This window comes from Spirosoma aerolatum (genome assembly GCF_002056795.1).
GTDB lineage: Bacteria > Bacteroidota > Bacteroidia > Cytophagales > Spirosomataceae > Spirosoma > Spirosoma aerolatum.
The window spans coordinates 1,393,030-1,414,798 of the sequence record NZ_CP020104.1 but is presented as its reverse complement, the minus strand read 5'-3'; the positions used below and the strand labels follow the sequence as shown (position 1 = coordinate 1,414,798).

General features: G+C 48.0%; 19 protein-coding genes and 2 pseudogenes. 15 read left to right on the top strand and 6 right to left on the bottom strand.

Features of this window, described 5'->3' with window-relative positions; translation table 11 throughout:
- The first annotated feature begins 41 nt into the window (after positions 1–41).
- The 3 genes from B5M13_RS05720 (at position 42) to B5M13_RS05710 (ending at position 4,192) form a co-directional block, all read left to right on the top strand.
- Positions 42–2,630 (top strand): OmpA family protein, encoded by a 2,589-nt coding sequence (locus B5M13_RS05720; protein WP_080054766.1) that lies wholly within the window; start codon positions 42–44, stop codon positions 2,628–2,630.
- A gap of 94 nt (positions 2,631–2,724) precedes the next feature.
- Positions 2,725–3,639, top strand: a complete 915-nt coding sequence (locus B5M13_RS05715) for an LEA type 2 family protein (RefSeq protein ID WP_080054765.1) — start codon at positions 2,725–2,727, stop codon at positions 3,637–3,639.
- An 82-nt stretch (positions 3,640–3,721) separates the two neighbouring features.
- The gene (locus B5M13_RS05710; protein WP_080054764.1) at positions 3,722–4,192 is read left to right on the top strand and encodes a hypothetical protein; all 471 of its coding nucleotides are present in this window, start codon (positions 3,722–3,724) and stop codon (positions 4,190–4,192) included.
- A gap of 110 nt (positions 4,193–4,302) precedes the next feature.
- Here the strand turns inward: B5M13_RS05710 and B5M13_RS05705 are convergent, their stop codons facing one another.
- Positions 4,303–5,841, bottom strand: a complete 1,539-nt coding sequence (locus B5M13_RS05705) for a serine hydrolase (protein WP_080054763.1) — start codon at positions 5,839–5,841, stop codon at positions 4,303–4,305.
- Positions 5,842–5,929: 88 nt separating this feature from the next.
- Here B5M13_RS05705 and B5M13_RS33300 point away from each other — a divergent pair, with 88 nt between their 5' ends.
- Positions 5,930–6,091, top strand: a complete 162-nt coding sequence (locus tag B5M13_RS33300; protein WP_155297191.1) for a hypothetical protein — start codon at positions 5,930–5,932, stop codon at positions 6,089–6,091.
- A gap of 49 nt (positions 6,092–6,140) precedes the next feature.
- Here the strand turns inward: B5M13_RS33300 and B5M13_RS05700 are convergent, their stop codons facing one another.
- The 5 genes from B5M13_RS05700 to B5M13_RS05680 all read right to left on the bottom strand — a co-directional run bounded on the left by B5M13_RS05700 (position 6,141) and on the right by B5M13_RS05680 (position 11,599).
- Positions 6,141–6,383 (bottom strand): hypothetical protein, encoded by a 243-nt coding sequence (locus tag B5M13_RS05700; protein WP_080054762.1) that lies wholly within the window; start codon positions 6,381–6,383, stop codon positions 6,141–6,143.
- Positions 6,384–6,555: 172 nt separating this feature from the next.
- Positions 6,556–6,849, bottom strand: coding sequence for a DUF6932 family protein (locus tag B5M13_RS05695; protein WP_080054761.1), 294 nt, complete (start codon positions 6,847–6,849; stop codon positions 6,556–6,558).
- 98 nt (positions 6,850–6,947) lie between these two features.
- Positions 6,948–8,516, bottom strand: coding sequence for a DUF1501 domain-containing protein (locus tag B5M13_RS05690; RefSeq protein ID WP_080054760.1), 1,569 nt, complete (start codon positions 8,514–8,516; stop codon positions 6,948–6,950).
- 81 nt (positions 8,517–8,597) lie between these two features.
- On the bottom strand, positions 8,598–10,148 hold the full coding sequence (locus B5M13_RS05685) for a DUF1800 domain-containing protein (RefSeq protein WP_080054759.1): 1,551 nt from the start codon (positions 10,146–10,148) through the stop codon (positions 8,598–8,600).
- 200 nt (positions 10,149–10,348) lie between these two features.
- The gene (locus B5M13_RS05680; RefSeq protein WP_080054758.1) at positions 10,349–11,599 is read right to left on the bottom strand and encodes an MFS transporter; all 1,251 of its coding nucleotides are present in this window, start codon (positions 11,597–11,599) and stop codon (positions 10,349–10,351) included.
- Positions 11,600–11,915: 316 nt separating this feature from the next.
- Between B5M13_RS05680 and B5M13_RS05675 the strand changes: the two are divergent.
- The 11 genes and pseudogenes from B5M13_RS05675 (at position 11,916) to B5M13_RS34610 (ending at position 21,759) form a co-directional block, all read left to right on the top strand.
- Positions 11,916–13,051 (top strand): annotated as a pseudogene (locus tag B5M13_RS05675) (Gfo/Idh/MocA family protein).
- Positions 13,052–13,151: 100 nt separating this feature from the next.
- Positions 13,152–13,529, top strand: a pseudogene (locus tag B5M13_RS05670) (four helix bundle protein).
- Between the two features lie 66 nt (positions 13,530–13,595).
- Positions 13,596–14,741 carry a Gfo/Idh/MocA family protein gene (locus B5M13_RS05665; protein WP_080054757.1) on the top strand — a complete coding sequence of 382 codons (1,146 nt, stop codon included), beginning with the start codon at positions 13,596–13,598 and terminating at the stop codon, positions 14,739–14,741.
- A gap of 15 nt (positions 14,742–14,756) precedes the next feature.
- Positions 14,757–15,200 carry a four helix bundle protein gene (locus B5M13_RS05660; protein ID WP_080054756.1) on the top strand — a complete coding sequence of 148 codons (444 nt, stop codon included), beginning with the start codon at positions 14,757–14,759 and terminating at the stop codon, positions 15,198–15,200.
- 82 nt (positions 15,201–15,282) lie between these two features.
- The gene (locus B5M13_RS05655; RefSeq protein WP_080054755.1) at positions 15,283–16,335 is read left to right on the top strand and encodes a sugar phosphate isomerase/epimerase family protein; all 1,053 of its coding nucleotides are present in this window, start codon (positions 15,283–15,285) and stop codon (positions 16,333–16,335) included.
- A 346-nt stretch (positions 16,336–16,681) separates the two neighbouring features.
- The gene (locus B5M13_RS05650; protein ID WP_080054754.1) at positions 16,682–17,587 is read left to right on the top strand and encodes an NAD-dependent epimerase/dehydratase family protein; all 906 of its coding nucleotides are present in this window, start codon (positions 16,682–16,684) and stop codon (positions 17,585–17,587) included.
- A gap of 113 nt (positions 17,588–17,700) precedes the next feature.
- Entirely contained in the window at positions 17,701–17,898 is a 198-nt protein-coding gene (locus B5M13_RS05645; RefSeq protein ID WP_080054753.1) for a hypothetical protein, read from the top strand.
- 60 nt (positions 17,899–17,958) lie between these two features.
- Positions 17,959–18,948, top strand: coding sequence for a phosphotransferase (locus B5M13_RS05640; protein ID WP_170061090.1), 990 nt, complete (start codon positions 17,959–17,961; stop codon positions 18,946–18,948).
- A 67-nt stretch (positions 18,949–19,015) separates the two neighbouring features.
- A complete protein-coding gene (locus tag B5M13_RS05635) occupies positions 19,016–19,570 on the top strand; it encodes a pyridoxamine 5'-phosphate oxidase family protein (protein WP_080054752.1) in 555 nt (184 codons plus the stop codon).
- Positions 19,567–20,121 carry a YdeI/OmpD-associated family protein gene (locus tag B5M13_RS05630; RefSeq protein ID WP_080054751.1) on the top strand — a complete coding sequence of 185 codons (555 nt, stop codon included), beginning with the start codon at positions 19,567–19,569 and terminating at the stop codon, positions 20,119–20,121. The genes B5M13_RS05635 and B5M13_RS05630 overlap by 4 nt, the downstream gene beginning before the upstream one ends.
- Positions 20,122–20,784: 663 nt before the next feature.
- Positions 20,785–21,759: a gliding motility-associated C-terminal domain-containing protein gene (locus B5M13_RS34610; protein WP_394334312.1), complete on the top strand. Its 975-nt coding sequence runs from the start codon at positions 20,785–20,787 to the stop codon at positions 21,757–21,759.
- The last annotated feature ends 10 nt before the right edge of the window (positions 21,760–21,769 follow it).

Here is a 21,769-nt window from a genome sequence, read left to right as displayed (position 1 = left end):
GCAATGGCAATGTATCAATAACCTCCATAACGACAGCGACAATGGAACGAGACTTTCTTTTTCGCGAAATAGTTACCCTTTCTGATCGACCTCAACAGAACGGCCCGGCAGCCAACGTTGACCTGGAGTTCGATCAGTCCGATATTGCCAAATTCGACAGGTACAAACCCATTCTGTTGCAAAAGTCAAAAACGAATAAGGATGCCAGTTCGTTAACAAATTTCATTTTCTTCGACCTGCACCCCGACCTGAATGGCCGAAAACTTTCCGATACCGATCCTGAAAAGCTCAAAAACGAGTGGAAGAATATTTATTACCAGATCGTACTTCCGTTTCTGGGTAAATCGGCCAATCGAACAAAATTCAATTACTCGTCCAGCTTAATTCAGAAAGTTACAGCACTGACCCAGCGGATCGATTATCAATATATGAAGTTGGTCGAGATTGGTTCGAACATCCTGTCGAATCTCTCAAGAAAGCCTGATTTTACGCCTTTTAATAACCGATCAGACGTTAAGCCTATGCTGGCAATAGTGAGGAACATATATGTGGACAACCTCATTCCATTGCTTATTGAAGGACTAAACCTTACCAATTCAGGTCAGATCTACGAAGCTATCACTAGCCTGGACAACGGAGCCGCTTTTGATAAAGTCGTCGACGTGTTTGCCTATGACCCACTCCTTATGGATGAAAGCCGTCGTCAGGATAAGTACAAGCAGGCAAAAAACTTACTGGTATCGGTAACTAAAGGAACCATTACCGCTTACCTGGAAAAACGAAAGCCGTCGGCTATTCAGCAGGGCGGGGAACCAACCCGATCAATAGGCGAAAATATAAAAGCGAAGCCACTTTCCGATAATCCTACCTATAACCTGACCGGCAAATTTGAATACATCAATACGGTCGATCCATCGCAACAAACCCTGGGTTTCGTACTGACCCTTAATCAGGCTGGCCGATGGATTGAAGGATTTTTATCGATTGTCTGGAACCGGCAAAAAGTTAATTATTACCAATCTAAGCAGTACTATCGCTTCTATGCCGAGATTACCGACTGGAATCGGCCCGTTAACCTGATCTATATTCGTGGGAATGATGCGCTATTAAAACTTAAACCGCAGCTACTCGCCATCAGCAACTCATCGGTCCAACTCATTATCAACGGTTCCGGCAGGATTCCAATGAAACGAGTAGGGACGGCCCCCCTATGGATGGAACGACATCTGGAGCAGTTTCCAGAAAAAGACTTGCTGAAAAGCCACCAATGGTATCCTCTGCTATCTATTCAGGAGCAGAACATTCGTTCGTTCTTTTACGACTTTAAAGGTTACAGAGCTATTCTGAATAATCCTGACTATGCCAAACCTTTGTTTGCAGATCGTCGAAAAACGAACCTCAACATCCAGCTAACCAAACGAATCAAAGGCGATCTGCAAGCCTTTAAGGACCTGCACAATGCAACGTACCAACTTATCGACGAAAATCTTCATGAGTCCGATCGTCTCCTGGCCTCTTTCTACATACGCTATTACCTAAACAAAAAAACGATTACAGATGCCAAAGATGGGTGGACGCTGACCAACGCCAGCTGGTTCTATCGGTTCATCAAAGTCGACTACAAAAAGAACAGCTCGGTACTGGATTATGTGTATGGCGATACAAGCGGTGATTCCATCACCTCGCCCAATACGCAACTGTTCGAGTATAAAATCGACATCAAATTTACGGGTCTAGGAGCCGGTTTCTGGATAAAAGGCGGCTACTATCGAGGAGAGATAACCATTAGTTGCCCGCAATGGCAGGCAAAGGGAATAAAAGACGACGCAACACTAGGCATCAGCTTACTCGAATTGGGCGGTGGGCTGGTCGAAGGTCTCAACTTTGGGCAATCGTTCAGTGGCGTAGCCCAAAGTGATATACTCTGGAAGCCAGGCGATTTTATTGGCAGTTATACCCTCGGTAAAGCCGATGCCGGAGTGGGTGCCAACAGCGCCGGGCTATCAGGCACAGTAGGTACAATGGAAATCGATAGCGATGCGAAATTGCCTCCCCTGAAATTTGATATCTACAGCCTGGGAGGGAGTATAGGGGGTATAGAACCCGAACCGAATAAAGAATTTGAAGGAAAAGTTGAGTTCGAAATGACTGCTTCAGTAGGTATTGGCAGCATCTGGAAAAAAGGCACGCTACCAAGCCCTAAAGAAGTCATTCAGTATGGGAACGAACAAACGAAATTTGGCAAATTGTACTGGGGTGATGAAAAAGCCCATTTCAAACACGATAGTGCGCTGCTAACCGTAGGAGCAGCCAACTTAATCCGGAGGATGGCCGCCAATGAATTAGCTCTACTAATGCAGCCCGGTTCGATCGTTGAGATCATTGGTCATACCGATCGCTCAGGCGATGAAACCTACAACAAAATCCTGTCCGAAAATCGGGCAGCCAACGTCAAACAGAAGCTCATCGACATTTGTGGCAGCAACTTGAAAGCAACGGTCAAAACAGTAGGAAAAGGCGAAACACTGGCGAAGCAAGATGGTATTAAAGATGGGACATTGAACCCTACATACCGCCGAGTCGACGTCATACTCAATGGAATTACTGTATTAACCTTAACCCAAGGCTAACTAATTAACACAAAGTCAGCCTCTTTTGCCACTTTTAGGAAACACAACTCCTGCATAACGGTTGATAGACTTACGTTTGATAAGGCGACACGTTATGAAAAAGGGATGGATAATTGCGTTGGTAGTTGTGCTGCTTCTGGTGGCTGGTGGTTATATATGGTACACTCGTTTACGACATGAAGCAGCCTCCGAAAAAGGGGCCTATGATAACACACTCAAGCCCCGGCTCGAACTAACCCGGTTCGACATCACCAATATCAGCGACGATGCCGTGGACTTAACTATGTATATGCTGATCGATAATCCGTTGCCGGTCGGTTTTAAAGCGCATCAACTAGACTACACCGTTTTCATTGCCAATACCCCCGTTGTCGAAGACGCGTACAAAAAGCCTATTGATCTTAAGGCGGGCGATAGTACCCTAATAAAACTACCAGTGAAGCTGATGGTAAAAACGGCCACCAGTGTTCTAAAAACCCTTGAACAAAAGGGTATTGACAGTACGACCTACAAAGTAAAATCGTCGTTTGCGCTCGATATACCCATTCTGGGCGAGAAAACGTTTACCACCACCCTCGAACGGCGACTACCCACTTTTTTCATTCCGAAGATCAAGATCGAGGACATTGATTTTGGAACACTGGGTTTAAAGCGAACAGATGTAGCCGCTAAGGTAGCCGTAACCAATAAGAACAGGTTTCCCATGAACATCACCGATGCGCATTATACGGTTACCATAAACGGCAAACAGATAGCGGAGGGCGACCAACCGGAGCCCATTCTGATTAAAGCACAGGCGACGACTCCGGTCATTTTTCCGGTAACGGCCCGCCCCGGTAAAACCTTGAGCGTACTGCCCAAAATGCTGTTTGATAAGAAAGACACCCCTTATGAAGTTACGTTCCGTTGCAAACTAATCGATCGCCGAAACGACCCAATGCTCCAACACAGTAAGTTTGCTTCAACCATTCGAGGTACGCTGGACGATTTCAAAAAGCTTAAAAAGTAGATGGGTTGTAGAATGTCGCATTTTTACAATCCCTCCCCATCACTTGTGTATAGGTTTGTGACTAAAACAACCTACACATCTCGTGAAAACCATCGCTGTATTAGGTATAGTATTTTTGGTAACTGCCTGTCAGAAAGCCGACAAGCCTTCTGAATTGGAAGCAGATCGGCAAAACCAGTCATCGATTGAGGGGGCCTGGGAATTGGTCGAAAATCGAGTAGATGGTAAGCTGGAAAAACCCATTCGGCCACAGCAGCTTAAGATTTTTCACGATGGCTTTTTCAGCTTCATCCATTACAATCCTGACGGCAGTTTTCACGGCGCGGGGGCAGGTACATACGCCCTGGAGGGCAATCAATACAAAGAAACCTTTCGTTACTACGACGACACAACCTGGGTGGGGTATGCTGATCAGCAAACCTGGGAACTGCGTGGTGATACGCTACTTTTTTCGGGCTTCAAAAAAGTGTTCGACCGGGCGGGTAAGGAAATGCCCGCCGACACCTGGGGTGGCGACAAATTCGTGGAAAAACGAGTGCGAGCCAAGCCCTGACTCCGATGAGTCGCAGGTGAAATCGGCGGCTATACGTTACTCTTTATACGATGGATCCGAGCATCCAGTCATTGGTGCATACCCGTATGCTTTTTCGTCGCCTGACAAAGTCAATGGGCCGACGTTTTCAGGAATGAATACGAATCAAACTCTACGAAATCGCTGGCTTTGATATCAACGGCCGAAACGGCATTGCCCTTAATGGTAAACTTCGCCGGAAAAATTCCATATGCCTGATTGGAGTAAGTCAGCCGGAAGGTGTTATCGTCCATATACTCAAGTTTGGCCGTCAGGTTGGGGTGATGCTCGAAGGAAACGTTTAGCCCATCTCCATCTTTCTTGATCAATATAGTTCCATAAATCGGATTGCGGTAGGTACCAGCATACGCTGCTAACGGTAAAGCAGGTCTGGCCTTTTTCGCCACCTGATCCGCCATGGCCTGCAATTCCTCAGCCTGTTTTTTCGCTTCCGACTGTGCTCCTGGTAGGAAGAAACGACTTCGATCGGTATACGGTACACCCAGATAGGCATCCAGAATCTGGTAGCGCAGGGCTTCGAAAAAGTTTTGATTATCCTGATTGGTCAGAATCGTAATGGCCAGTTTTTCTTCCGGCACAAAACAGGTGTTGGTCACAAAGCCGAACGCGCCACCCGTATGCCAATACACTTGTCGACCTGCATAATCGGTCATCAGTACACCCAGGCCGTAGGTACGTATGTGCGTCGGAAACAGACCTGACTTTCGCGTTGTCAGGATCGTATTGCCATCGCGCGTTTTCTGAACCACCGACCAGGGCAGGATACGCTTCCCCTCGAACCGACCACTATCCAGTTGCATCATGAGCCACTTACTCAGGTCTTTCACGCAGGAAACCAGGCTGCCCGCCGGGCCCAGGTTGTCGATATAGTCGTACGGCAACCGTTTCAGCGGACCAAAGCTGGTTGTGTAGGGCCGAGCCATGTTTGGGCGGTTTTCAGCGCCTTTGGTAAGCGTGTAGGTGTTGGTCATACCCAGCGGCCTGATGATGTTGCTTTCAACGTACTGTTCCCAAGGCAGCCCCGATACCTTCGCCACAATCTCGCCTGCCGTTACAAAACCGGAATTGCAGTAACCATAGTCTTGCCGGAACTGGCCTTCAGGTTTCAGCAGCTGCATTCGTCTGACCACGTCGGCCCGACTAAGATTGCTGTTCCAGAACGTAAAATCGCCCTGAAACGTCTTAGTCCCCAGCCGATGAGAAAGTACATCCCGAATCGTCACGAGCTGGGTAGCGGCCGGGTCATAGAGCTTATAGTCGGGCAGATATTTCGTCACCTTATCATTCAGCGACAGTTTCTTTTCGTCGTCCAGCTTAGCGATCGCTGTACCCGTAAACAATTTGGTGTTGGAGGCAATGAAAAAGAGGGTATTTTCATCGACAGGTTCCGATTTGCCAGCCGCTCCTACTTCTCGAACCCCGTAACCTTTCGATACCACAACCTTGCCGTCTTTGACAATAGCAATAGCCAACCCTGGAATCTGCCAGTCGGCCATCCCACGTTTGATGTATGCATCAAGACTATCCGTAATAAATAAAGGCTGATTCTGAGAAAACCCTTTGGAAATCAAGCAAATTACAAAGGCAGCAACAAGTAAGTGACGAAGCATAGTACAAGATGATTTCTATACGTATAGGCACACTGCAAGATAAGTGACCTGCTTCTATGTTGTTCGTCCACTCAGAAACTTAATTCCCATGAATCAAATCATATCCGATTTTTTGCTGGTTTTCTGGGGAATTTTTGCCCTGTTATTGCCCGGTCTCCTCATCCTGACGCTCATTAAACTGCTGATTGTGTTGTTCAAGGCCAACCGTTTTATGGATGAAATGCGAGACTATATCCGCCGTCGGGAGTGAAAATTATTAACATCCCCTCAACTTATGATACTATAACTGACAGATACAATTAAGCCGCCCGATTGCCCAGTTGAGGATTAGCTTTCAACAGCCAATCCGCTTCCAGCAGTTGTGTAAGTGTCATTAAATTACGGGCACGAAGTTCGATATATTGCTGGGTATAGATACTCTCATCATGGGCATCCTGGTGCCGACGGATGATAGCCGTATCCATTCCTATCAACTTAAGAAGTCGGGCTATAGCAGCCGCCCGCTGTTCAGTGTTGTGTACGATTTCATCCAGTGATTCCATGGCTCAAAAATTCAGTTGAACAATACCTTTTTTACGGTTTGCAAGGCTCGTACCAAAATCGTGAAGCCATCGAATCTGATCCGACTCAAACCAGTTTCGCCGACGATGCCCCTCTGGGTAATGTATCACGAAATAGCCATCAATTCCACTATTTATCAAAAAAACGTCGTTGTCAAATTTGCTCGATTGCTTTTTCGAATTGAAAATATACTTGGTAGTCGATAAAAACAACACAGTCAATATCGTTTGGTTCCAGCTTTCGAGTTATAAAACTTCCATCAACCCAAACAGTAACTTCCGTTTTTACAGTTTGTTTCACATCATTCATGTAGCTAACGAATACATCAAAAAGCCAGTTTCGCTTAGTAGAAAACGGAAATTGCTCAACGAATTGTTGGCGGAACACATCTAAATCTAGTTCTATAACTGCGTACGGAGTGAGGTTACCATATGCATCAAACGCCATAATAAGTCAAGTTTCTCTACTTTTTAGATTAAAGCAAACGGGCCAGCAAGCCACCAATATAGTAGCTTAAACGACAAGCTGTAGAAAAAGATGAGCTTTTACCGCACAACCATTACCCGTTTGGTCAGCGTTCCCTGAGTGGTTTCAACGCGCAGAACATAATCACCCATGGGCAGCTTGCTAACATCAAGTTGGAGTGATTTCGTGGTTGGCCGTGATGCTTCGACACCTATAAAACGTCCCTGCATGTTAGCCAATTGAAGCGATTTAACGCCCTGCGTCAGCCAGTCCGATTCCAGAGTCACCTGAGTAGAAGCAGGATTCGGGTACAATTTCGTATCATCACTTAGTGGCTCAGTACCCGTAACGACAGCTGGCGCACGGAATACCGTAGCGACTGGAAAATCTCTAAACAACGAAGCTGTTTCGGTAGTAGCGTCAGTACCAAACCAATCGGTCAGAATAGCCGCGTACACTTGCCGGAAATCGGTCTGCATTTTCAGGTTGTTATTATCCAGATCGCTCAGGTTTGGATTCTTGCCCACCATCGGCGACTTAATGGCTGTACCAAACACAAACATAGGAGCCGATGTGCCGTGATCAGTACCGTAACTGCTATTCGAAATAGCTCGTCGGCCAAACTCTGAGAAGGTCATGCCCACCACCCGATCCTCCAGCTTCAATTGAGCCAGGTCATTCTGAAAAGCCAGCACAGCATCCGATAGCGTTTTCAGCAAATTCGCATGCGTACCTGTAGTCGTGTCAGTAGCTACTACTTGGGCGGCATGGTTATCGAAACCACCCAACGTAACGTAATACACCTTCGTCTGGAGGCCGCCGTTAATGAGCCGGGCAATGATCTTCAACTGTTCGGCCAGAGCATTACCGGTCGGATAGGTAGCCAGATTTTTCCCCTTGCCAGCTGCCGTCTTTATTTGTCCGGCATAACTCACCGAACTCGCCTGCTGTTGCCGAATGAACTCAACTTGCTGACCTACATAGCCTGTCAGGCTTGTTGCGGGGGCATTCGGTTTATCCCCTACCAGTCGGGCAAACGTATCGGGGTCCTGCAACACAATTGCCATCGAATTGGAAGGCCCTAGCAAGGTTGTAGCTGTCACATACCCAATCTGAATAGCTGGCGGATCGGGCATCTGTGTAGTGGGGTAGTTACTGGGAAATCCCGGAAAACGTTTATCCAGATAGCGCCCGGCCCAACCCGAATCGGCCGTTTGGGTCGAATCAACGGCTGTCATCCAGATGTCGCTGGCCCTAAAATGGGAGAAATTAGGCGTTGGATATGATACGCCCTGAACAATGCTCAGTTTACCATCATTAAACAATTGCTGTAGCCCGGTCATGGATGGATGCAGACCCGTACCAGGATAATTTTTCAGTTTAAGCGCTTTATCTTCCGGTATAGCAATATTCTTCCGAAAACTGGCCGAGCTGTAGACCCCCATTTGATCGAGCGGGATAACCGTATTCAGGCCATCGTTGCCTCCCTGCAACTGAATAATCACCAGTACTCGGTCACTCGCAGCCGCCAGATTGACCAATGAACTGATAAACGACGACGAACGGGCCAACGCACGGGCTCCGAAGCCATCGATCATAACCGGCAACAACGACGAAGCCGCATAGTGAAGAAAATTTCGACGCTTCATAGGGAAATAATTTTTGAATGATTGAATCGTTGAATGATTGAATGGCTCACGCACACTCTATTCCATCATTGAGGCATTCTATCATTGAATCTGGTATTCGGCCATTCGGAACATGTATTGCAGAAAGGTGGTTAACTTGATCTGGACGGCCTGTTTTTTAGCCGCATCGTTTGGCACCCTGATGTAATCATTCCATTCGGCAGTCCATTCATAACGTGGTAGATTATTGAGCAAAACTGTATCGATCAGAAAGTCTTTCTGGGACTGGTCCAACGGAATAGCGATCAGTTGGGCGGTCATATCGTTTACCAGTTTGGCGGGATCGGTGGGGTCCGAAAGCGTTTTTGCATAGGTCAATACGTCAATAACGGCTTTACCATTCAGCTTAAGGGCATTAGTAGTGAGCGCATCCCCAAAAAAGCCGCGTAACCCCAAGGTCGTTGAGTTGATCCACTGCTGGTAGTAATCCGTCTGGTAATAGGCTGTCCAGCCAAATACGGTAGGCGGATTCAGCAAATCCTGTTGCTGCTCCTTTACCCGGCTATAGATATAATTGGCAATCTGGTAGTAGCCGGTAATGTTTTGCGTCGGGTCTGGCGCCTGTACTCCCCAGAACCGAAATGTACCAATAACCAGATCAGTCGGCGATTTAATCATAGCTCCCTGTAAGGCCGAATCGAAAAAATGCTGGCTCTGCAACAGCGTCGACATGACGGGTTTCAACTCAAAATTCGATTTTCGGAATAGATCGGCAAGGGGTAAAATTACATTCGTTTCAACATCAGTAGTAATATCGAAATTGACAAACCAGCGATAAATCCGACGACAGATGTAGCGGGCTGTTTCGGCATTTTTCAGGATCATATCGAGCAAGTCGTTCAACTCGTCCAAACCTGCGTTATTCCCCGAGCGCCCCTTGATAACCGTATTTTGGTACGTTGCTGAAAACGTTTTGTCTGTGGTGTCGTGCCGATTTGCCCGAAATGTACTCCCAATCGTTGCGGTCGATGCATCGCGGTAGCCAGTATCGGCCCATCCCGTTAAGGCTTTGGCAGCCGCACGTACATCCGCTTCGGTATAGCCCCCATTCCGACCAATGGTAAACAACTCCTGAAGTTCGCGGGCATAGTTTTCATTAGGTGTACCCGCCACGTTCTGATTCCCGTTCAGAAACCTCAGCATAGCCGGGTCCTGCGTAACAGCAACAGCAAACGCTTTGAAATTTCCCAGCGCATACTGCCGAAGCAAGGTATTGTACCGATACATAAATCGGTAATCATTCACAGTCGAATCGTTGGTTACGAAATGATTGGACCAGAACAGGGTCATTTTCTCCAGCAGCGACACGGGTTGATTGAGCATCAGATTGGCCCACCAGAGCTTTACGTAGCCTTCCAACTTACCGGCATTCGCCTGATCGAATGGCTGATCGGTAAATGTTTTGCTGGTTGTGGGATCGAGCGGAGGAGTAGGCGCAGGCTGATCGGCCAGAAGTTTGGTAACAATCTGGGCAGCTGTTTGTCCTGTAAGCGTCCTGAGTTGGTCGGGTGTAGGGCCGAAGGTAGCCCGTCGGAGCATATAAGCTACCTGACCGACAGTTAGCGGTTTTGTGTAGGCATCCAGTAAAGCCACAACATAAACGATTAAAGTTCGTAGACAAGAAAGACTATTGACTGACAAGAAAAGCAACCCTAAGGTTTAACGATTCTAATTCAATTAACTACCTTTTAATCAATATTAAAAAAATATCCCCATAATCGTCTGACAATGGGGATATTAATTAAAAACTACGGAAGTAATTTTATCAGCAGATGACGCAGGAATTACTTAGACTATAGCTGTGGCTGTTCGGCTACAAGCTTTTCATCGACATGGCCGGGCTTGCGATTACGCATCCAGAACCACAATACAACAAATGCAACAACCAGAAAGATCGGGAACATAGTCATTTTGGCTAGTGTCGCCTGGCCTGCAGCCAGTTCCAGCGCATCACCAGATAATCCTGTTGATGCCTTTTCGACCTTGGCCGTATCAATCCAGCCGCCAATAATGGGTTGCCAGATGGAGGTAGAGAACATACCTACACCACCAATAATCGACATACCCAGAGCACCACTAGCGGGAATATTTTCGGCAACGAACCCAATCATAGTTGGCCAGAAATAACAGACACCGATAGCAAAGAAAATAGCAGCTACATAGGCCATAGAACCTGTTTGCGTACTGAATAAATAAATACCAATGGTTGCAAAAACGGCCCCACCCAGCAATACGCCCGTTTGATTGAGCCGATGAATGATCGGGCCACCAAAATAACGGCCAATTGCCATCAGGCCTGTGGTAAGAGCCAGAATATACATCGGCGTAGCGCCACTCTTACTCATAATCAGACCAACCCACTGTTGTGGACCGAATTCCGAAATGGCAGTGAAGGCCATACAAACGAACATAAACAGGAAAAGCGGGGTAAGCATTGCCTGAAAATTACTGCTCAGCGAAGTGGCCTTTACTTCTTTCGACGTTGGGAACGCCTGACCGAAGAACAGGAACGCATACACCACAGTAGGAATCATAATGACCCAAACCTGTGTTTGCCACGACAGGCCGGCATCCGTCATAAATTTAGAGAGCAAGCTACCAATCACGATACCACCAGGAAACCACATGTGGAAGCGATTCAGCATCTTGTTCATCTGAGCGCCCGTAAACATATCGGCAATCATCGGATTACAAGCCGCTTCCGTACAGCCATTCCCAATACCGATCAGCAACGTCGAAATCAGCAACGTCGAATAACTTCCCGCGTAGATCGTGAGCAAAATCCCCAGGGTATGGCACAAAAAAGCCACATTCATGATGATCTTGGGCCCTACCGAGTAGTAAACCAGCCCACCAACAATCATAGCGATTGGGAAGCCGAAGAACCACATAGAGTTGATGAAACCTAACTGCTCAGCTGATAGCCCGAGTTCGGTACCTAGCTGAGGCAGAATACCAGCCCGAATACTGAACGAAAAGGCGGTGGTGATCAGTGCGAAGCAACTGGCCAGAAACAGTCGCGATGGATTGATGGTTTGATTCATTTTCTACAAGAGAGGATTTAGTGAGTTTAAGTTAATTAACGAACAAAAGGCGAATGACCGGACAAACTCCCCGCTCTTCGACCGTTTTTGTGCAAAATTTCCGAAAAATAAGAGAAAACCACTAATTTCCAGCCGCGAAAAAAGGGGCGCATGGAAAGACGTTCACCTGGTTCTGGTTGCAAGTTGCAGGTTTACTGAACAAAACGTCAAACTTGAAACCTGAAACTTGCCATAAACTATAGTAAACTGCCCCCTGTAAACCGCTTTTTTACCCTGTTTACTCTCAACTTCATTACCAATGCACAGAAAATTGCGAATGGGTATGGTTGGCGGAGGGCTCGATGCCTTCATTGGCGCTGTTCACCGCCGGGCCGCTAGCCTGGACAACGAAATTGAACTGGTTTGTGGCTGCTTCAGTTCATCGCCCGACAAATCAAAAGCGACTGGTCATGCGTTGTACCTGCCCGAAGACCGGGTTTACTCCTCCTATGAGGAAATGATCCAGAAAGAGAAAACACTGCCGGAAGGCGAGCGGATGGATTTTATTTCCATCGTAACGCCCAACCACATGCACTTCCCCCCGCCAAGATGGCGCTCGAAAATGGATTCCATGTGATGTGCGACAAACCCATGACCCTCAACCTGGACGAAGCCCGAGAACTGGCCGAAATCGTTGAAAAGTCGGGATTGGTATTTGGCTTAACGCACAACTACACGGGCTACCCAATGGTGAAAGAAGCCCGCGACATGGTGCGCAACGGGAAACTGGGAAAGATTCGGAAAGTAGTCGTAGAGTACCCACAGGGCTGGTTGTCGAAAAAAGAAGAAGACAACAACTACAAACAGGCCATCTGGCGTACCGACCCGTCGAAATCAGGGGCTGCGGGTTGTATGGGCGATATCGGTACCCATGCTGAAAACCTGGCCGAATACGTTACGGGCCTGCAAATTGCCGAACTCTGTGCTGACTTGAGCACCTTTGTTCCGGGTCGTTTGCTCGATGACGATGGTAATGTACTGCTTCGCTTCGAAGGCGGTGCCAAAGGGGTTCTGCACGCCAGCCAGATTGCCAATGGCGAAGAAAATGCGCTGAAAATTTTCGTATACGGCGAACTGGGCGGCCTGGAGTGGCACCAGATGGAACCTAATACGCTCAAATACAAAACTCAGGAAGGTCAGCGCATCATCCGACCGAACGTCGGTGATTTGTCGGCAGCAGCCAAAGCTCACTGGCGACTACCATCGGGCCACCCCGAAGGCTTTTTCGAAGCGTTCGCTAACCTGTATCGCAACTTTGCCTATGCCGTGAAAGCGCACATGGAAGGCCGCGATCCTGACCCGATTTACGACTTCCCTTCGGTAGCGGATGGCGTTCGTGGCCTGGCTTTTATCGACACGGTGATTGCCTCCAGCCAGGACGACACGACCAAGTGGACGAAATTTATCAATTAACTGATTGAATTGTTGACTGATTGAATCGTTGAACAAAGTTGCCAAAGCCATTCAACAATTCAATCAGTCAACAATTCAATCATTAGTAAACCCTACCGTAATGAATGATAAAATCGAGTTTGTTCAACAAATGCAGAAGCGAACGAAAGAGTTTGCCTTGCGTAGTATCCGTCTTTTTCGAGCATTACCGAAGACGGATGAAGCTAAGATTATTGGTAAGCAACTGCTACGCTCTGCTACTTCTGTTGGAGCAAATTGTCGGGCAGTTTGTCGTGCCAGAAGTCAGGCGGAGTAATTTGCTAAGCTAAGTATTGTCGTTGAAGAAGCGGATGAATCACTATTCTGGATGGAATTACTTACGGAAACGGAAATCGTACGAGTGGAGAAATTGACCAATCTTATGAAGGAAGCTTCGGAGCTATTAGCCATTTTTTCATCTGCCCGCAAAAACTCAAAGAGTAGTCAGCGTCCGTCTTAATTCAATCGCAACGGCAAATTGCAATTCAATCATTCAACAATTCAATCATTCAATTATTCCCTTTTCATGCAAAAAATCAATGTTGGTGTCGTTGGCACCGGATTCATCGGCCCCGCGCATATCGAAGCGCTACGTCGCCTACCCAATACGAATGTCCTTGCCCTTTGCGAAGTAACACCCGAACTGGCTCGTCAGAAAGCCGATCAGCTGGGCATCGAACGTTCCTGTACGTTTGACGAACTGCTAGCGATGGACGATATTAAAGTTGTTCACATTTGCACCCCTAACTTCCTGCACTACTCGCAGTCGAAAGCCGCTCTGCTGGCAGGCAAGCACGTAGTCTGTGAAAAGCCACTGGCAAAAGACCTGCATGAAGCCGAAGAGTTGGTGGCACTGGCGAAAGAGACCGGCCTGGTCAATGCCGTTCACTTCAACCTGCGCTATTACCCACTGGTTCGGCAGATGAAAGTGATGCGCGAGCAAAACGACCTGGGCGACGTGTATTCGGTAATCGGCTCGTACCTACAGGACTGGCTCTTCTACGATACCGACTACAACTGGCGGCTCGAACCCGACAAATCGGGCGATTCGCGGGCTATTGCCGACATTGGTTCACACCTGATGGACAGTCTGGAATACATTACAGGGCTGAAAACAGTAGCGGTTATGGCTGATTTCAACACCGTCCATAAAGTGCGTAAGAAGCCCCTGAAACCTGTGGAGACCTACTCGGGTAAAATGCTGAAGCCTGAAGATTATGCCGACGTCCCCATCAATACCGAAGACCATGCCAACGTGCTGCTGCGGTTCGACAACGGCAACAAGGGTAGCATCACGGTATCGCAGGTAGCGGCTGGCCGTAAGAATCAGATGAAACTCGAAATCGCCGGTTCGAAGAAAACCTACGCCTGGAATTCCGAAGCACCTAACGAAATGTGGATCGGTAACCGCGACGGTGCCAACGAAGCCTTCATGCGCGATCCATCGCTGGCGCACCCCGAAGCCCGTTCGGTAATCTCGTTCCCCGGCGGCCACAACGAAGGTTTCCCCGACACGTCGAAACAGTTGTTTAAAGAGGTCTACGAAGCGATTGCGGCAGGCAAACAGCCCGAAAACCCAACCTTCCCCACCTTCGCCGACGGCTACCGCGAATTACTCATTTGCGAGAAAATCCTGGAATCCAACCGCAAGCAGGCGTGGGTGGAAATTTAAAGAGTGAAAGAGCGAATGAGTGAAAGAACGATATACGACAACGAGAATCTACAAGAGCTGGAAAACCTTGTTCAGGAGGCTTGGGTAGATTACTCAGGCCAATCGAAAAGTCAGTTTCTGGATGATCTTGAAAAACGACTGAAGTTATTTATGCTTCGTTGTGTGAAGGTGTATCGTACCCTTTCGAAAGACTATGATGCCCAACATTTTGGTCATCAGCTTATTCGCTCGTCCTCTTCGGCAGCCGCCAACTTTCGGGCCGTTCGTAGGGGACGAAGCCAGAAGGAGTATTTTGCGAAGCTCAGTGTCACCATCGAAGAGTTAGACGAATCACTCTTTTGGCTCGAAACGCTTATTTATATTGAACTGGTACCTGAGCATCGCCTGGCCGACTTAGTAGATGAAGGCTATCAAATTCTAAAAATTCTCTCTAAATCTCGTAAATCAGTGAGCGACTGACATAAAGAGCGAAAGAGTGAAAGAGCTAAGTGATTGCGTCAGCCACTCTTTCACTCTTTCGCTCTTTCGCTCTTTAAACAGCATGAAAACAATGAAAGGTCCGGGCATATTCCTTGCCCAATTTTTAGGCGATACAGAACCCTTCAACTCGCTCGATTCCATTGCCAGATACATGGCCGACCTGGGCTATAAAGGCATTCAGATCCCAACCTGGGACGCCCGTTTGATCGACCTGAAACAGGCGTCGGAAAGTCAGACATATTGCGACGAGCTGAAAGGTAAACTGGCCGACATCGGTGTTGAAATCACCGAACTGGCTACACACCTGCAAGGGCAGTTAGTTGCTGTGCATCCAGCCTATGGGCCTATGTTCGACGGTTTCGGACCAGCCGAACTGGCAGGCAAGCCCAAAGAACAACAAGCCTGGGCTACCGATCAGTTGATCATGACGGCTAAAGCCAGCAAAAACCTGGGTCTGAAAGCCAGCCCAACGTTCTCGGGAGCGCTGTTGTGGCCGTTTATCTACCCGTGGCCACAGCGTCCGGCGGGTCTGGTCGAAACCGGATTTACGGAACTTGCTACCCGCTGGAAGCCTATTCTGGATGCGTATGAAGACGCAGGGGTCGATCTGGCGTACGAATTGCACCCCGGCGAAGACCTGCACGATGGCATTACATTCGAGATGTTCCTCGAAAAAACAGGCAACCACCCCCGCGTTGGTATCAACTACGATCCTAGCCACTTTGTCTTACAGCAACTCGATTACCTGCAATTCATTGATTTCTACCACGAGCGGATTTTTGCCTATCACGTAAAAGATGCCGAGTTTAACCCGACGGGCAAACAGGGCGTTTATGGTGGCTATCAGGGCTGGGTAGAACGCGCAGGCCGTTTCCGCTCACTGGGCGACGGACAGGTTGACTTCTCAGGCATCTTCTCAAAACTCGCTCAGTATGACTACGATCGCTGGGCAGTACTGGAGTGGGAATGCGCCCTGAAACATCCCGAACAGGGAGCCGCCGAAGGTGCACCATTCATCGAAAGTCACATCATCCGTGTCACTGAGCGTGCCTTCGACGATTTCGCCGGAACAGGTGCCGATGAAGCATTTAACAAGAAAGTACTGGGGCTGTAAGTTCGAAGTGCGAACCAGTGTCCTATGGGTGCCATTCTGTAATTTGGCACCCATATTTTTTTACTATTCTTAGCCCGAGTTCGAGATATGAGATTTTGTCAGCCCGTTAATTACCTCAACGGGTAGTGGGACCTATCATACTTTAATAGCAGTAACGTTTTGAGCAAAGTTGGTCGTGATTAAAGCTAGTCAACCCCACATCTCTTCCAGTTGATGACCTACTAAATGAGGCTTATTTTGGTAAAAAGAAAACAGTAAGCGGCCAGAACGAATTAACCGTTAGAAAGTCTACCGACGATGGCTTGGTGGTTTAGGTACCTTGAGCCCATATGCAACCGTATTATTTATGACAAAACAGCGCATATTTTTTACCGGAGGCTCCGGAAAAGCCGGAAAGCACGTTATTCCTTACCTACTCGATCAGGGGCATACGGTGATGAATGTAGATCTTACCCCCTTGAATCATCCAGGAGTCTATAATCTGATGGCCGATATTACGGATTCCGGGCAAATGTTTAATGCCATGAGTTCGTATGCTGGTCTGGATGAACTGGAGTCGGGTACGGGCATACCCCGGTTTGATGCAGTTGTCCATTTTGCCGCCATCCCCCGAATTTTAATTAAACCGGATAATGAAACGTTCCGTGTCAACACCATTGGTACCTATAATGTGATTGAAGCGGCCGTTAAACTAGGTATCCCAAAGATCATCATTGCTTCGTCAGAAACCACCTACGGTATCTGTTTTTCCGATGGCCAGACAGACCCTACGTCCCTGCCGCTGGAAGAGGATTATGATGTTGATCCGATGGATAGCTATGGATTATCAAAGGTGGTCAATGAAAAAACAGCCCGTGCCTTCCAGCGCCGGTCAGGGATTGACATCTATGCGCTTCGTATCGGTAATGTGATTGAACCCCACGAATATGCCGACCTGTTTCCCTATTATTTTCGGCACCCCGAAGTGCGACGCCGGAACGCCTTCTGCTACATCGACGCCCGTGATCTGGGCCAAATTGTGAATTTATGCTTACAAAAAAATAACCTTGGCTTTCAGATTTTCAATGCTGGAAACGATCACAATGGGGCCGTCATGCCGAGCAAAGAACTGGCTGAAACATTCTTTCCCGGTGTGCCTATCACGCGTGAGCTGGGCGAACATGAGGCCTTGTTTTCAAACCGTAAAATCCGGGAAGTGCTGGGATTCAGCGAACAACACAACTGGCGAAACTACGTCAATTGGCCATCGTAATCTATTCTCTTGACCGACATGCTCGTGGACTATAGATACACAAATCGTGGCGATAAATTACCTAAATAGATAATGACTACTTTAGTAGTGAATAATCTAAAAATAACAATACTATGGCAGGACAGGGATCGGGCGGTAATGTATTGGCGGCCCTTTGCAGTTTCTTCATTCCAGGGTTAGGGCAATTGTTACAGGGACGGTTGCTGATTGCCATTATCCAGTTTGTACTGGCGGGTATTCTCTGGTTTTTTATGCTCGGCTGGATCATTCACCTCTGGTCGATTCTGGATGCCGCCCGATTCAAAGGATAAACTTATACCGATTCTTTATCGACTCCCGAAAAGGTACTTCGGGTTGGCTATTTTTGTGCCATGCAAACCTTTCCTGTCTCCTCCTCCATCCTCTCCCCAGTCCATCTTGCACAGTTTATACAGAAAGCTTACCCGTTTGGTACCGACACTACCTGCCAATTGCTAAAAGCGGGCATAAACCATTCCTATCTGGTGGTTGATGGGGATAACAAAGCCGTTTTCCGAATCTACAGCCTGAACTGGCGAACACAGACCGACATTCTGGAAGAGATCCAACTTCTGAATCTAGTCAATGATGCAGGTATTTCGGTCTCTTATCCCATTTCAGATAATACGGGCAACTACATTCAGGAGTTGAATGCCCCTGAGGGAACTCGTTTTGGTGTGCTATTCTCATTTGCCGAAGGTGAAAAGCTGCTGACATTCTCGGAAGAATTACATTACAAACTCGGTCAGATTATGGCTCGGTTTCATCAGTTGACGCACAATCTGACGTTGGATCGAGTGACGTACACCCCAGAGGTACTGCTGGTGGATTCGATTGAAATATTCAGGCCATTTCTGCCAGCCGATACCCCCGAAATACAATTTATGCTGTCAACGCAGCAATATTTACTTAACCAGTTTGCTACTATCGACCAATCCCAAACGCGGCAGGGCGTTGTCCATCTGGACATCTGGTTCGACAATCTGAACATTGCCAAAGACGGCACCATCACCCTGTTCGACTTTGATTTTTGTGGTAATGGTCTGCTCTGCTTCGACATTGCTTACTATATCCTACAAATTCACAGCACCGAAACCGATGTAGCCGAGTTCTATAAAAAGAAAGAAAGTTTCCTGCATGGGTACGAATCCATCACACCCATTAGTGACGAAGAAAAACGGCTTTTGCCCATGCTCGGTGAAAGCATCTACTTTTTTTACATCGGTGTGCAGTGCGAGCGATTCGAAAACTGGTCGAACACGTTCCTGAACGAGATGTACCTGAAGCGATTTATTAACTTACGACTCAAACGTTGGTTCGATTTTAATCAGTTGGGACTGTAACGCGGCTGGAAAGCCGCTATTCATAATTCCTAATCGCGGCTTTCCAGCCGCGTTACCGCATATAGATATGGGTAAATTTCACGATTTCATTAAGCCTGCTCACAAGAAATTCATTGAGGAGCAACATATTTTTTTCGTTGCTACGGCCCCGCTCAGTGCCGATGGGCACGTCAACCTGTCGCCTAAAGGACTCGACTGTTTTCGGGTGTTGTCGGAAAGCAAAGTGGCTTATATGGACCTGATTAGTAGCGGCAACGAAACGTCAGCGCATACGCTCGAAAACGGCCGGATTACCATGATGTTCTGTTCATTTGAAGGAGCACCCAACATTCTTCGCCTGTATGGCAAAGGCACTACCGTTCTACCCGACACACCGGAATGGGCCGAATATGCTCCCCACTTTACCATCTACCCCAGCACGCGCCAGCTCATCGTAGCCGATATTCATCTGGTACAAACCTCCTGTGGATTTGGGGTGCCCCTATTCAATTATGCGGGCGAACGCGACATTCACTTCGACTGGGCCGAGAAAAAAGGCAAGGATGGTCTTGTCGATTATATGCAGGAAAAGAATCTGGTTAGCCTCGACGGTCTGCCCACTACACTCGGATTAGCGCAATGATCCCTACCTTTTTCGCCACTCAGGACGAATTCCGGGAATGGCTGGCCAATAACCACGATAAGCAGAAGGAGTTACTGGTTGGCTTTCATAAAGTCAGTTCGGGCAAACCCAGCATGACTTGGTCGGAGTCGGTCGATCAGGCACTTTGTTTTGGTTGGATTGATGGCGTCCGCAAATCGTACGACGAAAACAGCTATACCATCCGGTTCACTCCCCGAAAATCGAACAGTATCTGGAGTGCGGTCAATATTCAGAAAGTTGAGGAGTTAACGCGCCAGGGATTTATGCAACCGGCCGGGCTGGCGGCCTACGAGAAACGCCAGGAACATAAGTCGAAAGTATATGCCTACGAGCAAGCTGAGGTCAATTTGTCGGCGGAGTTCGAGCAGGCCTTCAGGGCACAGGAAAAGGCGTGGGACTTTTTTGAAAAACAGGCGCCCTGGTATCGCAAAGTGATGATAAACTGGGTTATGTCGGCCAAACAACCCGCCACCCGCCAAAGTCGACTCGACAAACTCATTGCCTATAGCGCCGAAGGAAAACGAGTTTGAGCATGAGGAGCTTACTATCAGGCAACCTTTTCCGGCGCTGAATCGTATTGGCCGAAAAAACCGTATATTCGATACCCGTTTTCCTAACCTGATCAGCGTGTTGTAAAAGCTATGCTAAAAGGATCATTCCGAACCTTTATCTGGCTTGTTTTTTACTTGCCTGGTATAGCTATTGGCCAGAATCTGGTTCGAAATGGCAGCTTTGAAACCTTCCGGGACTGCCCCCACCACGACAACCAACTGGAGGAGGCCGTTCCCTGGTACAATCCGAACAAAGCCACCCCCGATTTTTACCATCACTGTTTCGACTTTGGCCAGTTGATACTGCCCCCGCATTCGGGTAATGGGGTAGCGCATTTATTCTTCGACGTCGATTGGGCCGAATATCTGGGCATTGAACTGACCGAACCCCTCACAGCCAATCAATGCTACTATTTCGAGATGTACATCGCGACCAATACCCCCGGCAAGGTCATTCCCGAAACGGTTGGTGCGTATGTATCAAGTCAGCCCATCAGCGGAACCACAACAGGCATGCTAAAAGCACGGCCACAAGTGCTCGATCATATCCCCAGAAATAGCATGGGAAATCTGCAATGGCAGCGCGTTTCAGGTGTGATCAATGCGGACGGGGGCGAACGATACCTGACCATTGGCAGCTTTGTGACCCTACCGGGTTTTCTGGGCTATTATTACCTGTTTGTCGATGATGTATCGCTGGTGCAAATCAAGCTCGATCTGGGGCGGGACAGTACCCTGTGTAGCCGGAAAGATACGTACCAACTCGACGCGACTACACCGGGCGCTATCGACTATCGCTGGCAGGATGGCAGCACGAAACCAACCTTTCTGGTTACCAAGCCAGGCAAATACGCGGTTACAGCCGTTACAGCCTGCCGAACCCTACAGGACTCCATCACCATCAATTACGCGCTTGATTTCGACCTGGGCAACGATACAACGCTCTGTATCGCACAAACTCTGAGCCTGAAAGTACCTTACGATTCGGCCTCGACGTATCGGTGGCAGGACGGTTCAACCCAAACGACGTTTACGGTCAAACAACAGGGTGCCTACACCATTCGGGTCGAAAAGGCTCAATGCGTAGCCACAGACACCATTCGCGTTCGATTTATACGCCCACCCACCCTCGACTTAGGCCCTGATACGGAACTTTGTGGCGCTCAGACCTTCACGATCAAGCCCACCGTAACAGAAGGAACCTTCAGCTGGCTCGACGGCTTTGCGACCAACAACCGTACCGTGTCGGCCTCAGGTGTGTATTGGGGACGCGTGAAAAACGACTGTGCTACCGTGACCGACTCCATTGAGATTGATTACGGGGCCTGCGACTGTGTGCTGTACGCTCCTAATAGCTTCTCTCCTAACGGTGATGGGCAGAACGATGTGTTTCTGGCATACGGCTGCGGAGATATTACTATTACCTCATTGGCAGTTTATAACCGCTGGGGCGAAGTCATTTTTAAAACGGATAAAGCTCCCTTTCAATGGGATGGATACTATCGGGGCGAAATCTGTGAAATTGGAGTTTATGCCTGGCATATTACCTACCAATTGAAAAGTAAACAAAAAGTTAAATATTTGCAGGATCATGGCCCTCTGAGTCTGATTCGGTGAGCCGTCAGTG